The organism is Alphaproteobacteria bacterium (genome assembly GCA_019635875.1).
In the GTDB taxonomy this organism is placed as follows: Bacteria; Pseudomonadota; Alphaproteobacteria; order Reyranellales; family Reyranellaceae; genus JAFAZJ01.
Genome location: JAHBYP010000001.1, coordinates 230,596 through 244,474 on the forward strand (window position 1 = coordinate 230,596; position 13,879 = coordinate 244,474).

The 13,879-nt window shown below is 67.3% G+C and carries 14 protein-coding genes; 8 read left to right on the top strand and 6 right to left on the bottom strand.

Features of this window, described 5'->3' with window-relative positions:
• Window positions 1-18 precede the first annotated feature (18 nt).
• On the top strand, window positions 19-1,203 hold the full coding sequence (locus tag KF889_01115) for a hypothetical protein (GenBank protein ID MBX3498016.1): 1,185 nt from the start codon (window positions 19-21) through the stop codon (window positions 1,201-1,203).
• Window positions 1,204-1,277: 74 nt separating this feature from the next.
• Here the strand turns inward: KF889_01115 and KF889_01120 are convergent, their stop codons facing one another.
• From KF889_01120 to KF889_01135, 4 genes are all read right to left on the bottom strand, one after another.
• Window positions 1,278-1,637 (bottom strand): hypothetical protein, encoded by a 360-nt coding sequence (locus KF889_01120; GenBank protein ID MBX3498017.1) that lies wholly within the window; start codon window positions 1,635-1,637, stop codon window positions 1,278-1,280.
• Between the two features lie 311 nt (window positions 1,638-1,948).
• Complete coding sequence (locus KF889_01125) at window positions 1,949-2,677, bottom strand: glutathione S-transferase N-terminal domain-containing protein (GenBank protein MBX3498018.1); 729 nt, start codon at window positions 2,675-2,677, stop codon at window positions 1,949-1,951.
• A 71-nt stretch (window positions 2,678-2,748) separates the two neighbouring features.
• On the bottom strand, window positions 2,749-3,594 hold the full coding sequence (locus KF889_01130; GenBank protein MBX3498019.1) for an LLM class F420-dependent oxidoreductase: 846 nt from the start codon (window positions 3,592-3,594) through the stop codon (window positions 2,749-2,751).
• Between the two features lie 65 nt (window positions 3,595-3,659).
• Window positions 3,660-4,091: a response regulator gene (locus KF889_01135; GenBank protein ID MBX3498020.1), complete on the bottom strand. Its 432-nt coding sequence runs from the start codon at window positions 4,089-4,091 to the stop codon at window positions 3,660-3,662.
• 279 nt (window positions 4,092-4,370) lie between these two features.
• On the opposite strand from KF889_01135, the gene KF889_01140 reads away from it, so the two are divergent.
• The 7 genes from KF889_01140 to mdoH all read left to right on the top strand — a co-directional run bounded on the left by KF889_01140 (window position 4,371) and on the right by mdoH (window position 12,812).
• The gene (locus KF889_01140; GenBank protein MBX3498021.1) at window positions 4,371-5,759 is read left to right on the top strand and encodes a PAS domain S-box protein; all 1,389 of its coding nucleotides are present in this window, start codon (window positions 4,371-4,373) and stop codon (window positions 5,757-5,759) included.
• Between the two features lie 55 nt (window positions 5,760-5,814).
• The gene (locus KF889_01145) at window positions 5,815-6,282 is read left to right on the top strand and encodes a DUF421 domain-containing protein (GenBank protein ID MBX3498022.1); all 468 of its coding nucleotides are present in this window, start codon (window positions 5,815-5,817) and stop codon (window positions 6,280-6,282) included.
• Window positions 6,283-6,376: 94 nt separating this feature from the next.
• On the top strand, window positions 6,377-6,931 hold the full coding sequence (locus KF889_01150) for a hypothetical protein (GenBank protein ID MBX3498023.1): 555 nt from the start codon (window positions 6,377-6,379) through the stop codon (window positions 6,929-6,931).
• Window positions 6,932-7,041: 110 nt separating this feature from the next.
• Window positions 7,042-7,398: a response regulator gene (locus tag KF889_01155; protein MBX3498024.1), complete on the top strand. Its 357-nt coding sequence runs from the start codon at window positions 7,042-7,044 to the stop codon at window positions 7,396-7,398.
• A 102-nt stretch (window positions 7,399-7,500) separates the two neighbouring features.
• The gene (locus tag KF889_01160) at window positions 7,501-9,411 is read left to right on the top strand and encodes an ABC transporter ATP-binding protein/permease (GenBank protein MBX3498025.1); all 1,911 of its coding nucleotides are present in this window, start codon (window positions 7,501-7,503) and stop codon (window positions 9,409-9,411) included.
• A gap of 201 nt (window positions 9,412-9,612) precedes the next feature.
• Window positions 9,613-10,995: a glucan biosynthesis protein gene (locus tag KF889_01165; protein ID MBX3498026.1), complete on the top strand. Its 1,383-nt coding sequence runs from the start codon at window positions 9,613-9,615 to the stop codon at window positions 10,993-10,995.
• Window positions 10,992-12,812 (top strand): glucans biosynthesis glucosyltransferase MdoH, encoded by a 1,821-nt coding sequence (mdoH, locus tag KF889_01170; protein MBX3498027.1) that lies wholly within the window; start codon window positions 10,992-10,994, stop codon window positions 12,810-12,812. Before KF889_01165 ends, mdoH begins: the two co-directional genes overlap by 4 nt.
• Here mdoH and KF889_01175 read toward each other — a convergent pair.
• Window positions 12,770-12,988 carry a hypothetical protein gene (locus tag KF889_01175; protein MBX3498028.1) on the bottom strand — a complete coding sequence of 73 codons (219 nt, stop codon included), beginning with the start codon at window positions 12,986-12,988 and terminating at the stop codon, window positions 12,770-12,772. The two genes, mdoH and KF889_01175, sit on opposite strands and share 43 nt — an antisense overlap.
• 125 nt (window positions 12,989-13,113) lie before the next feature.
• Entirely contained in the window at window positions 13,114-13,719 is a 606-nt protein-coding gene (locus tag KF889_01180; protein MBX3498029.1) for a sigma-70 family RNA polymerase sigma factor, read from the bottom strand.
• Window positions 13,720-13,879 lie beyond the last annotated feature (160 nt).

Consider the following 13,879-nt stretch of genomic DNA (forward strand, 5'->3'; position numbering starts at 1 on the left):
CGTTTGACGGAACCCACAATGCGTCTGTTCGGGGCCATCGCTTTCGCGGCGGTGTTGATGGTCGGCGTCGCCGCGCGCGCCGAGTTGGTCAACGGCACGCAGTTCCAGAGCGGCAACTGGAAGGGTGCCGCCTATACCAACGATACCACCCGCCGCTTCTCGCATTGCGCCATGAGCACCGCGTATCGGAGTGGCATCTCGATGTTCTTCGCGATTTCCGACAACTACACGTGGCGCGTCGGCTGGAGTCGAACGACCTGGAACCTCAATGTCGGGCAGAGCTACCCGGTATCGCTGACCGTCGACGGGATCAATGCCGGCACCCTGCAGGCCAAAGCGGTCAACAGGCAATTCGCCGTCGCCGAGCTGCCCGCGCAGGCCACGCTTTTCGACCTGTTCCGCCGCGGCAATCAGCTCACCATGGTCTCGGGCAGCGACCGCTTCCAATTCAGCCTCCTGGGCACCAGCGCGGCGCTGGCCGTGCTGATCAACTGCACCCGAACCCAGCTCGCTTCCGCCACGCCACAGCCGTCGCCACAGCCGTCGCTCCAGCCCTCGCCGCCGTCGCCGCCGCCAGGAGCCTCTCGCCCGGGACCGATCACCGTGCCGCAGCCGGCGGACCCGCGGCCAACGCAGCCCGTCGCTCAGCCGGCACCGTCATCGGCGCCGCCGCCGGCCAATACACGGCGGCTGTGGCCGGAGAGCTCTGCGCAGCAGCGCGTCGAGGCGGCGCGTACCCTGTCGGCGATCCTGGCCTTGCCGGGCATGCAGGGGTTTCGGCCGATGAGCGAGCGCGAGGCGATCGACCTGAACGTTGCGCAATCGGCACGCGCCGACCTGGCGTGGCGCGCCGACCTGCTGACAGGGGTGCTGGACATCGTGCCGGCGCAAAGCGGGTTCAACGCCTCGGCGATCGCGGGCACGATCATCGCCGCCGATCGGCGCGCCTGCGGTGGCGGCCGCTTCCACTCCGGCACGGCGCCCGACCAGCGCTCGCAACGCGTGACCCGGCTGTTCACCACCTGCGAGGCTTCGCTGCGCACGTCCGAGGCGCGCTACATGGTGGTGCCGATGGTCGACGGCGCCAGCCACTATGTCTTCGCTATGGTCGGGCCTTCGTTCCAGAGCGCCGACGGCAGGACCGAAGTGGCCAAGGCGGCCGACGAGCTGCGCCAGGCCGTGCTCGAGGTGCTGCGACAGTAGCGGCGCCCTGTGGGCAGCCGGAGGGGCTGCCCGCCGAGGCGCATGCTGCCGGCGCTACGTCGCCGCAGGGCGCCTCAGAGCGAGATCGTCTTGCCGAGCTGGAAGTCGGTGCCGCGCTGGCCGTACTCGCTGACGGTGTAGCTGCTCGAGCTTCTGTGCTGGCCCATGGCGAAGATCTTCGCGTTCACACCCGACATGTAGAAGAACAGGGTTACGCTCTTCTGCATGTTGCCCGACGAGGCGTGCAGCACCGGCTGGCCGGCGAAGGTGTGGGCGCCGCTCGCCTTGCCGCGGCCGCCGAAGACGTCGTTCATCGCCTGCTTGAGGTTGGCGACGCGGTCCTTGGTCAGGAGGTTGGCGAGATAGCTCTCGGCCTGGGCCTGCATCATGGCGGTGGTGTCGCCCTCGCCATCCTTCTTGACGATGATCGCCATGCTGGCCGGTGTATGCGTCATGAGTCACTCCCCCTCAAGAACGGATGACGCAGTCGGCCAGCGTCGGTCAGCCGCGTCAAGCCAAGGAACGACTACAGGGACTGAAACAAGAGCGGACGCCGGTCGGGGGCCCGGCGTCCGCATGTTGCCGTCGAAACCGCGCGAGGAGAATCGCGATCCGCATCGAAAAGGCACTGCATCGTGACACAGCCGTGTCCGGTTGCAATGGAAAGGTTTTCCACAATCATTGCGCGAGTACCAACCCGTCAGTTTGGGCTTTGCGGGCGGCAAGCGCAACAGTGTCCGTGTGGCTACGCGACCTTCACCGGCCGGGCGCGCTGATTGTACAGCAGCTTGGCGCGACGCTCCTGCTCCTCGGCCGGCAGCTTGGTGACGTCGCCCGAAAGGTCGGCGCCTACCGCCATGCCCTTCTGAACCGCCGGCCGCGCGCCGAGCTCCTCGAACCAGCGCTTGAAGTAGGGGAACTCCTCGATGTCCTGGCCCTGGAACTTCCAGTTGACGGTCCACGGGTAGCAGATCATGTCGGCGATCGTGTACTGGTCGCCGGCCAGGTACTTGTGCTTGTAGAGCTGGTTGTTGAGGACGCCGTAAAGCCGATTCGCCTCGTCGGTGAAGCGCCGGATGGCGTAGGTCTGATCACCGTTCTTGGCCTGGTCGACGCGGCGGAAATGCCCGCACTCGCCGGTCTTCGGGCCCTGGTTGGCCATCTGCCAGATCAGCCACTGGTTGACGTCGTAACGCGTGCGAAGGTCCTGCGGATAGAACTTCCCGGCCTTCTCGGCGATGTACATCATGATCGCGCCCGACTCGAAGATCACGAGCGGCTTGCCGCCGTCCACGGGCGCGTGGTCGACCATCACCGGCATGCGGTGGTTGGGATTCATCTCCAGGAACTCGTCGGTGAACTGATCGCCACGGCCGATGTTCACCGGCACGATCTTGTACGGCACGCCACACTCCTCGAGCAGGATCGTGACCTTCTTGCCGTTGGGCGTGGGCCAGTAATGCAGGTCGATCATGGTCGCTTCCTTCCGATCAGCAGATGCACAGGCGCGTCCAGCATACGCGCCCGCCACGCTGCCCGGGAAGCTCAGGACTTGTGAGCCGCCGCCAGCGGCGCCAGCTTGTCGAGGGCCGCCAGGATGCCGTCGCGATCGAGATCGGGCACCGCCAGCAGGGCGCGCTGGATGCCGTGCTCCTCGTAATCCGCCAGCGCCGCCGCCTCGTTGGGCGCACCGAAGACGGTGATCGACAGCGTCGAGAAATCGCGGCCCATCCTCTCGGCCATGGCCTTCAGGCGCGCGACGCCTTCCCTGGCGACGAAGCCGCGCGGGCGCGGGAACCAGCCGTCGCAGAACTCGACCACGCGACGCAGCGTGTGATCGCTCTCGCCACCCAGCAGGATCGGCGGATGCGGCCTCTGTTTGGGCTTGGGGTAGCACCACAGCGGATCAAGGTTCACCATCTCGCCGTGGAACGAGGCTTCGTCCTTGGTCCACATCTCCTTCATCGCCAGCACGCGCTCGCGCATCAGCTTGAAGCGCGTGGCGTGGCGCGCGCCGTGGTTCTCCATCTCGTCGACGTTCCAGCCGCCGCCGATGCCGAAGACGAAACGGCCATTGGACATATGGTCGAGGCTGGCGACGCTCTTGGCGGTGATGATGGGATCTCGCTGTGGCACGAGGCAGACGCCGGTGCCCAGCAGCAGCTTGCTGGTCGCCGCCGCGGCAAAGGACAGCGCAACGAAGGGATCGTGCGTATGGATGTAGCGCCTGGGCAGTTCGCCGCCGGCCGGAAAGGGCGTGCGGCGGCTGACCGGTATGTGGGTGTGCTCGCAGAGGAACAGCGAGTCGAAGCCGCGATCCTCCAGCGCCCGCGCCAGCTCGGCGGTGTGGATGCCGTAATCCGTGGGGAAATAGAAAACGCCGACGCGCATCGCTGGCTCTCCCTCGAGTGTCCTGTCGAGGGATACTATAGGGCGCGGCCGGTGCTTTGTGTCGCTTAGGCCCGCGACAGCGGGGAGGACGAGGAGTCGACCGACCCCAGAGCCGTGCGGCAGGCGCGCATCAGGTCGGCAGGCGCGCAGGGTTTGCCGAGGAAGGTGCTGCGCGAGACGATCCGCGCGCCGTCCATGGAGTTGCCCGAGACATACACGACGGGAAGATCGGCGTAGCGCGATCGCAGGCGCTGCGCGACGTCCCAGCCGGTCAGCTCGCCGGCCAGCCGGATATCGGTCACGACCAGGTCGATCCGGCCGACGGCATCGGGCAGCGACAACGCGGCCTCTCCCGTGCTGGCCTCGACGACCTGCCAGCCGACATTGCGCATTTCGGAGGCCATCGCTTGGCGCAGGAGCCAGTCATCCTCGACCACGAGGATCACCGCCGGCCCACCCTGGCCAGCGGATCCATGCATCTGCGCATTGGACGCCATGTGCGACATTCAACTCGGTATTCGACAAAAGCGGCAGTCGGATCAACGCAATGGTGCCCGCTTTGTTCCTCGCGTCGTTCAAGCGGGAAAGGTAAGCAGTGCTGCCATGTCGAACACGGTCAGGAATCCAGAGAATCCCTGTCACGACTGCACGGACAGGGCCTCGACGACACTTCTAGGGGTGGAAATCGGCGGCCGGCCGATTTCCGTCACCGGGATTGTCGACACAGGAACTCTCGGAGCCTGCACGGCGTTAAGCGAACCTCTGACGGGAAATCCATGAGAGATCGGGTCGGCGGTACCGTGGCATTGGCTGAACGGGACGAGGAAGGTCGGCGGGAGGCACCGGGGTTCTCCCGAGCGGTGCTCGACGTGCTGCCGGCAGCGATCTACACGACCGACGCGCAGGGCCGGATCACCTACTACAACGAAGCGGCTGCGGCGCTCTGGGGACATCGACCGGAGCTCGACAGCGCGACCTGGTGCGGCGCGTGGAAGCTGTTCTGGCCCGACGGGCGGGCCATGGCGCACGACGAATGTCCCATGGCCGTCGCGTTGCGCACGGGCGAAGCGGTGCGCGGTGCCGAAGCCTTCGCCGAGCGTCCGGATGGCACCCGGGTACACTTCACCCCGTACCCGACCCCGCTGTTCGACATTTCCGGCAGACTCGTCGGCGGCGTCAACATGCTGGTCGACATCACCGATCGCAGGCGCAGCGAGGAGTCGGCCCTGCGCCTTGCCTCGATCGTCGATTCCTCTGACGACGCGATCGTCGGCAAGGATCTCCGCGGCATCGTCACGAGCTGGAACGCCGGCGCCCAGCGGCTCTTCGGTTACACGGCCGATGAGATGATCGGCCGATCCATCACCATCCTTATCCCGCCCGAACGCCTCGACGAGGAGCCCGGCATCCTCGGCCGCATCGTGCGGGGCGAGCGCGTCGATCCATATGAGACCGTGCGCCGCCGCAAGGACGGCAGCCTGGTCGACATCTCGCTGACGGTGTCGCCGATCAGGTCCCACGACGGCACGGTCATCGGCGCCTCCAAGATCGCGCGCGACATCACCGAGCGCAGGCGGGCGCAGGAGCAGGCAAACCTGCTGCTGAGCGAGATGAAGCATCGCCTGAAGAACAGCCTTTCGGTCGTCCAGGCGATCGCTTCGCAGACACTCGGCAGCGTCACGCCGGAGGACCACGCCGCTTTCGCCGGGCGCCTGCAGGCCCTGGCGGGCGCGCAGGACCTGCTGACCCTGAAGAACCTGCGCAGCGTGCCCCTGCGCGAGGTCCTGGCCCGGGCGCTGGCGCCGTTCCAGGAACGGCACGCCGAGCGCATCGTGCTCGACGGCGTCAATGACATCTGGCTCGACGCCGGAAAGGTGACGCTGCTCAGCATGGGGTTGCACGAACTGGCGACCAACGCCGCCAAGTACGGCGCCCTGTCGAACGACACCGGCACGGTACACCTCACGTGGCGCGTGATGCCGGCAGAGGAGACCAGGCGGGTGAAGCTGGTCTGGCGGGAGAAGGGCGGCCCACCCGTTGAGCGACCGCAGCGCAAGGGCTTCGGCTCCCTGCTGCTCGAGCAGGCCCTGAAGTCGGAGCTTGGGCGTGCGTCGCTGGAGTTCCGTCCTGGCGGCGTCGTGTGCTCGGTGGAGCTGACGATCTAGGCAACCAGCGGCCGGCCGTATCCTTGATGCCTCGGGGAGATCAAGGAGGACGGTCATGTTCATGCCGACATTGCCGGTGTGGGAGCTGATCGCGCGCGGCGCGATCGTGTTCGTGGCGGTGCTGGTGCTGTTGCGCGTCTTCGGCAAGCGGCAGGTCGGGCAGATGACACCCTTCGACCTCGCCGTGCTGCTGCTGATCAGCGAGGGCGCGTCCAACGCCATTCGCGCCGACGACCATTCGATCACCGCCGCCATCGTGGTCGTCGCCACCATGCTGGGCATCAATCTGCTGATCGGCTTCGTCGGCGCGCGGTCGAAAGCGTTCGATCGCCTGGTGGAAGGCACGCCTGAGATCCTGATCCGCGACGGCCGCGTCGACTACGAGAAGCTGTGGACCGTGAACGTCTCGAAGGCCGATCTTCTGACCGCGTTGCGCGAGCACGAATGCACCACGCCGCACGAGGCCGAACTGGCCGTCCTGGAGACCAACGGCCACATATCGGTCAAGAAGAAGGCATCTTGAGCCGGGCGGAACCGGGGTTTGCGGCTGGCGTTTTTCCTTTGCTTCGACGGACCGCGTTTCGACGGCGGTCGCCGTGCAATCAATGGAGATTCCCATGAAGACCAAGGGCCGAATCTGTGCGGCGTCGCTGCTCGGTCTCCTTGTCGCCAGCGCGGCCAGCGCGCAGACCAGCATGATGCCGGGCTATCCCGAGTTCCGCGACCCCGTGACCGGCAAGGTCTGGACGCCCGACAATGTCAGCAAGGACGGCACGCCGGTGCCGTTCGACGACCGCGCGTTCGAGCCACGGGCGCAGGCCGGTGGCGTTCCGGGCGTCGTCGTCCAGCAGGCCAGCCTGCGCGTCCTGGGCACAGTGCCGATCACCTCGGGTCCGAACACCAACGTGCCGACCATGACCATGGACGTGCCGTCGCTGTTCGCCGATCCGGGCCGGCGGTGGATGGCCGTGATCTACCTGACCAACAACAGCCCGATGGCGATCGAGCCGGTGGTGAACTGCAGCTTCACCAACGCGGGCCAGGTCGTGCTGGCGACGCGCGTCATGACCGGACCGATCGGCCCCGGTGAGCGCGTCGGCACGTTCGTGCGCGGGCCACGCACCGAGCTTTACGTCGACCAGACGAACTGCCAGATCCATACGCCGGGCTGAGCCTTCCGGTTGCGCCTGGTGCTGGTGAGGAGTACCCGTCCATCCGGCTTGGATCGGACAGGGCAGTCCATTAGGGTTCCCTCCTGCCGCGTTGGGCGGCACGAGGGGCGATGCGCAGCATTCTGCTGACCGAGGACGAGTTTCTCATCCGTGCCGTCTTGGTCGAGACCTTCAAGCAGGCGGGGTTTCATTGCCTCGAAGCCTCGACCGGCGGCGCGGCCCTGAAGGTGCTGCGAAGCGCGCAACCGCTCGATGCCATCGTTGTCGATATCGGCCTGCCTGACATGTCTGGCGACGACGTCATCGCCGCGGCGCACAGCCTGCGCCCCGGCGTTCCGATCATCCGCTGCTCGGGCGATCGCGGCGGTCCTGCCACCATGCCCTCGGTGCATGTCTTCGACAAACCCTACCTGCCGGTCGAACTCTGCCGGTTCGTGATGTCGTTGGTCGACCCCAAGGCGGCCTGACGCAGCTTCGGCGGATCGAATCGGCGTCCAGCGCGTTTTGCGGTGACCAATCGGAGCCCGCGGCGCGAACGCGTCTCTCCGTCATTGGTGCGGAGCAGCGTGATGGCCGAAACCGCCGCGCAGGCGGAACCGTTTGCCGATCTCGTCGATGCCGAGGAGACCCCGCAGCAGCGCGAGCGCGCCCGTCGGCGCGCTCTGACGGGCGTCTTCTGGCGACGTGCGCGCGGCTTCTGGGGCGGCCGGGGATACCGGTGGGCATGGTGGCTCACGCTCGCCCTGCTCGTCGTTATCCTGCTGACGCTCGCGGCACAGTACGGTGTCAATCGCTGGAATCGGGCGATCTTCGATGCTCTGGAGAAGCGCGACGCGTCCACCGTCTGGCGCATGGCGGTCCTGTTCGTGCCCCTGGCGGTGGCCAGCGTGACGTTCGGCGTCGTCGCCGTCCTCCTGCGCATGACGATGCAGCGGCGCTGGCGCGCCTGGCTGAACGACAAGGTGCTCGACGGCTGGCTGGCCAACGGCCGCTACTACCAGCTGAACCTGGTGAGCGGCGAGCATCAGAATCCGGAGTACCGCATCGCCGAGGATCTGCGTGTGGCCACCGACGCGCCGGTGGACTTCGCCGTCGGCGTGCTCTCCGCCTTCCTGTCGGCGATCACCTTCATGGTCGTGCTGTGGAACATCGGCGGCACGATGCACTTCGAGATCGCCGGCGCGACGATCGCGGTGCCCGGTTTCCTCGTGGTGGCGGCGATCATCTACGCCTGCATCGCCAGCATCTCCATGCTGATCATCGGCCGCCGCTTCGTGCGCGTGTCCGAAGACAAGAACCAGGCCGAGGCTGAGTATCGCTACGCGCTGACCCGCGTGCGCGAGAACGGCGAGAGCATCGCGTTGCTCGGCGGCGAAGCGGAAGAGCGCGCCGGGCTGCAGCGCCACTTCACCAAGGCGCTGCGCCGCTGGCGGGAGATCTGCGGCCAGCATATGCGCACGACCGTGGTGTCGCAGGGCAGCAACCTGGTCGCGGCCGTCGTGCCCGTCATGCTGACGGCACCGAAGTTCCTCGACGGCTCGATGAGCCTGGGCACCGTCATGCAGGCGACGTCGGCCTTCGTCATCGTGCAGAGCGCCTTCGGCTGGCTGGTCGACAACTATCCAAGGCTGGCCGACTGGAGCGCCGGGGCACGTCGCATCGCCTCGCTGATGGCTTCGCTGGAGGCTCTGGAAGGCGCCGAGAAGGGCGACGGCATCATCCATCATGGCGTGGCAAAGGATGCGGCGCTGCGGCTGGCCAACGTCAGCGTCACCCTCGACGACGGCACGATGGTGGTGGAGGAGACGGAGGTGCTGATCGCGCCGGGCGAGCGCGTGCTGTTCGCGGGCGAATCGGGAACCGGCAAGAGCACGCTGATCCGCGCCATCGCCGGCCTGTGGCCCTGGGGCGGCGGCACCATCGAGGTCGGCGACGGCCTGCAGCTCTTCCTGTTGCCGCAACGGCCCTACGTGCCGACCGGCACCTTGCGCCGCGCCGTGGCCTATCCCGCGCCGGCGGAGCAATGGCCGGCGGAGCAGATGACGAAGGCCCTGGAAGCGGTCGGCCTGGGGTATCTCGGCCAGCGACTGGAGGAAGAGTCGCCCTGGGACCAGACGCTGTCTGGCGGCGAGAAGCAGCGCCTGGCTTTCGCCCGCGTCCTGCTGCACCGGCCGGACATCGTCGTGCTCGACGAGGCGACGTCGGCGCTCGATCCCAACAGTCAGGATGCATTGATGGGCCTGATCTGCGAGCAGCTGAAGGAAGCCACGATCCTCAGCGTCGCCCATCGGCCGGAGCTCGAAGCGTTCCACAGCCGCAAGATCGTGCTGGCACGGCGCGAGCACGGTGCGCGACTCGTTGCCGACATACCCCTGGCGCACAAGGCGGGACGCTTCATGCTGATTCCGGGCTGGTTCAGGCGGCGCGGTGGCGAAAGCAAGGCCGTCTCCACCGAGCGCTATCCCGGACATCGACCGTAACCAACCGCCACCGCTTTTCCGCAACCGGCCTCTTATGTCGACGTTCACAGCCGACCTCTTGGAGCACACACCACGATGACATTGCGGCGGCGATTCTTGCTGGCGGGTGCGGCGGCGGCATGCGCGTCAGTGCCCGGACGGTTCACTTGGGCCCAGGCGCAGGCGTTCTCCTTCGCCCAGGTTCGAGAGCAGGCGAGACGCATGGCCGCCGAGCCGTACAAGGCGCCGCCGCCACTGCCGCCGAGCGATCTCGCGCGCATCAACTACGATCAGTACATGCGCGTCCAGTTTCGCCCCGAGGCGATACTGTGGCGCAGCGCGCCGAGCATGTTTCGCGCCGAGTTCTTTCCCGCCGGCTTCATCTACAACACGCCGGTCGCGATCCATGTTGTCGCCGAGGATAGCGTTGCGCCGCTGACGCCATCGCCCGGCATGTTCGATTTCGGTCCCGCGAATCTGCGCGAGCCGCCGGGCGCTGTGGCCTTCGCCGGCTTTCGACTGACCTATCCGCTGCATGAGGCGAAGTTCGACGAGATCATCTCGTTTCTCGGCGCCAGCTACTTCCGGCCGATCGGCCGCGAGCAGACCTATGGCGCTTCGGCGCGCGGCCTGGCGATCGACACCGGCCTGCAGCGCCCGGAAGAGTTTCCGGCGTTTCGCGCCTTCTGGCTGGTCGCGCCGGCCAAGGGCGCGCGTGAGCTCACACTGCATGCGTTGCTCGACAGCCCCGGCGCCACGGGCGCCTACACCTTTCTCGTGCGGCCGGGTCGTCGCACGACGATAGACGTCAGCGCCACCCTGTTTGCGCGCCACGACATATCGCTGCTCGGCATCGCGCCGCTGACCAGCATGTTCTTCGCCGGGAAGACGGGACGCCGCCACCCGCCCGACCATCGGCCGGAGATCCACGATTCGGATGGTCTGCTGATCGCCAGCGGCTCGGGCGAGCGGATCTGGCGACCGCTCAGCAATCCGTCGGCTCTGGCGGTGTCGTCGTTCAAGGACCGGAACCCGCGCGGCTTCGGTCTGCTGCAGCGCGAACGCGGCTATGCCCAGTACAAGGATCTGGAAGCGCGCTATCACGCACGGCCGAGCCTGTGGGTCGAGCCGGCGGGGGAGTGGGGCGAGGGCGAGATACGCCTGGTCGAGATTCCCACCGATTCGGAAGTGCACGACAACATCGCGGCCTTCTGGGCCAGCCACACGCCGACGCGTCGCGGCCAGGAGGTCGAGTTGCGCTACCGCGTGTCGGCGCTCAGCGACGAGCAAGCGCTGTCGCCCGGTGGCTTCGTCACTGGCGTACGGGTCTTCCGGGCACCCGATCCCAAGTTCTGGCGCCTCGCCGTCGAGTTCGGCGGCGGCGACATCGCCGGCCTGCGGCCGGCGCAGCCCGTCGAGGCGGAGATCGCGGTGTCGTCCGGCCGCCTGGCACATGCGCGGACGGAGCCGATCCCCGACGAGGCGAGCTGGCGGCTGTTCGTCGATGTGCAGCCCGACGGCAAGAAGCCGATGGAAGTTCGCGCCCATCTGCGCCTGCACGGCGAGGTGCTGAGCGAGACCATGACCTACACGGTGCGGCCATGAGCGACTGGAACCTCGACCGCTATGCGACAGACGTCGACTGGCGTCGCGTCCTCGTCCTGGGGCTGACGGCGCTGACGACGATGGTCGGCGTGCTGCTGATGGCCGAGATCCTCGGGCCGGGCGGGATCTCCCTGATCGAAATCGGGGTCCTGGCCGCTTTCACGCCCGGCTTCGCCATGGTTTCCCTGTCCTTCTGGGCGGCGCTGGCGGGCTTCATCCTGAGCCTCCTGGGCCTGCACCCCGTCACGCTGCGGCGCGCCGCACCTTCGGCGGGCGTCGTGCCGGCCCTCGGCAGTCGCACTGCTATCCTCATGCCGATCTACAACGAGGACTCCGAAGCGGTGATGGCGCGGTTGGCTGCGACCTACGAGTCGGTGCGCGGCACCGGGCAGCTCGACAGCTTCGGCTTCCACGTGCTGAGCGACACGACCGACGCCGGGCTCGCGCGCCTGGAGGAGGAGCGCTTCGAGGAGCTGCGGCGGCGCTACGACGCCGAGGGCCGCATGTTCTACCGACGGCGCCCGAAGAACATCGGCCGCAAGGCGGGCAACATCGCCGACTGGCTGCGCGCCGACGGCCGGCGCTACGATCACATGATCATCCTCGATGCCGACAGCGTGATGAGCGGCGACACGATCGTCCGCCTTGCGGTGCTGATGGAGCGCAACCCGCGCACCGGACTCATCCAGACGCATACCGCCAGCGTCGGGCGCGAGACGCTGTTTGCGCGGCTGATGCAGTTCTCCGGCCGTCTCTACGGGCCGTTGCTGGCGGCCGGCCACAGCTTCTGGCAGGCGGGCGAGGCGAACTACTACGGCCACAACGCGATCATCCGGGTCGCCGCCTTCGCCGAGCACTGTCATCTGCCCGTGCTGCCCGGCAAGCCGCCGCTGGGTGGCGAGATCCTGAGCCACGACTTCGTCGAGGCGGCGCTGCTGCGGCGCGCCGGCTGGCGCGCCTGGCTGCTGCCCGAGCTGGGCGGCAGCTTCGAGGAGATGCCGACCAACCTTCTCGACTACGCCGCGCGCGACCGCCGCTGGGTGCAGGGCAATCTGCAGCACGCGCGCCTGCTGGCCATGCCGGGGCTGCACTGGATGAGCCGACTTCATCTGGCGATGGGTGTGCTGGCCTATGTCGCCTCGCCGCTGTGGCTGACGATGCTGTTGCTGACCGGCGTGCTGGTGCTCGACCAGGCGGTCACCGGCCACGTCTATTTCGACGAGCATCGCAGCCTGTTCCCGCTCTGGCCGGAGTACAAGCCGGGAGAGATCCAGAGCTTGCTGACGATCACCGCCAGCCTGCTGTTCCTGCCCAGGGTGATGGCGATGATCCTGGCGCTGGCGCGCGGCACCACCGCACGGCGCTTTGGCGGCCGGATGGCACTGGCCATCAGCGGTGCGCTCGAGCTGGTGTTCTCCATGCTGCTGGCGCCGGTGATGATGCTGTTCCATTCGGCGTTCATTGCCGCGATCCTGTCAGGCCGGCCGGTCGGCTGGCCGCCGCAGCCGCGCGAGGAACGCCGCGTCCGCTGGGCCGCCGCCCTCGATCGGCACCTCCCGCACATGCTCGGCGGCACCGTCGCCACCGGCCTGATATTGACGATCGCGCCGGAGTTCCTGATCTGGATCGCCCCTGTCTGCGCCGGTCTGCTGCTGGCGGTGCCGCTGAACGTGCTGTCGAGCTGCCAAAGATGCGGCCGCGTGGCGCGCGCCGGCGGGCTGTTCCTGATCCCGGAAGAGGTGCGGGTGCCGCGTGAGCTGGACTTCGCGAACCGTCAGGGCTTCTTCGGCGGCGTGGGACTGTCGGCCGCCTCCTGACGTGTCCGCTCGGCATCCTGGTCGATCAGGCGGATCAGATCCGCCGGCAGCGGCTCGTTCACCACCTCGTCGAACATGGCGTGCAGCTGCTTGCGGAGCCATCTGTCGAACGGCTGCTCTTCGGCCGCAGGTGCGACCGCGTGACCCCCATCCGGGGATTTTTCGCCGTCTGCCATGGCTGGTTTGAAGAACTCTGTTCCCTTCCCGCGCGAAGGGCTGTCCGACCGGCGGGTGGCGTGTACCCGCCGATCGACGATCCCCGTTACTTAACGCACGACGCGCTCCCTCGACATTATCAGGATTAGGTGGCGAGTGAAGAGCGCGTGTCCTCGTCCTCGGCAACCGGGCCCCTGCCGCGGGCGATCGCACGCACGCCCTGGTCGACAGCGGTCACGGCGTCTTCCGGATCCAGCAGCAACCGAGCCAGCGTGGCGCGAGCGCGCGACACCCGGCTCTTGATGGTGCCGATCGAGACGCCGACCTGCGCGGCGATCACGTCATAGGGTTGTCCCTCGACGACGGCGAGCACCAGAGCCTCGCGCTGGCCGGGTGATAGCTGCCCGAAGGCGCGCAGGAATTCGCGCATCACCAAGCCGTTCTCCTGCGCCGGACGCTGGGTCAGCGATTCGGCTACGGCCGTGTCGATCGGCACCGTCGGCTTCTGGCGCCGCAGGCTGGAAATGAACTCGTTGCGCTGGATGCGAAAGATCCAGCCGGAGAAGTTCGTGCCGGGGCGGAAGCTCGCGCGACCGGCAAGAGCCTTCATGACGGTCTCCTGGACGAGATCGTTGGCCCGATCGCGGTCATGGGTGAGAGAGAGGGCATACAGGCGCAGACGCGGCAGGATCGCCTTCATCTGCTCATGGAAGTCATCCACTTCGTTCGCATTCGAGCGCACCGTTTCCATAGCGTCCTCCTGCTGAACTACGCGTCGATTGCCATGTAGGCACCCTTGGCCACTTGGCCAAGGGCTGGGCGGATTGAAGGGATTTCCTTGATGGAAATGGGAAATTCACAATCTTGCCGGAACCGTCCATCCTGCCGGGCGTTGAACCTTGTGGCGTCGG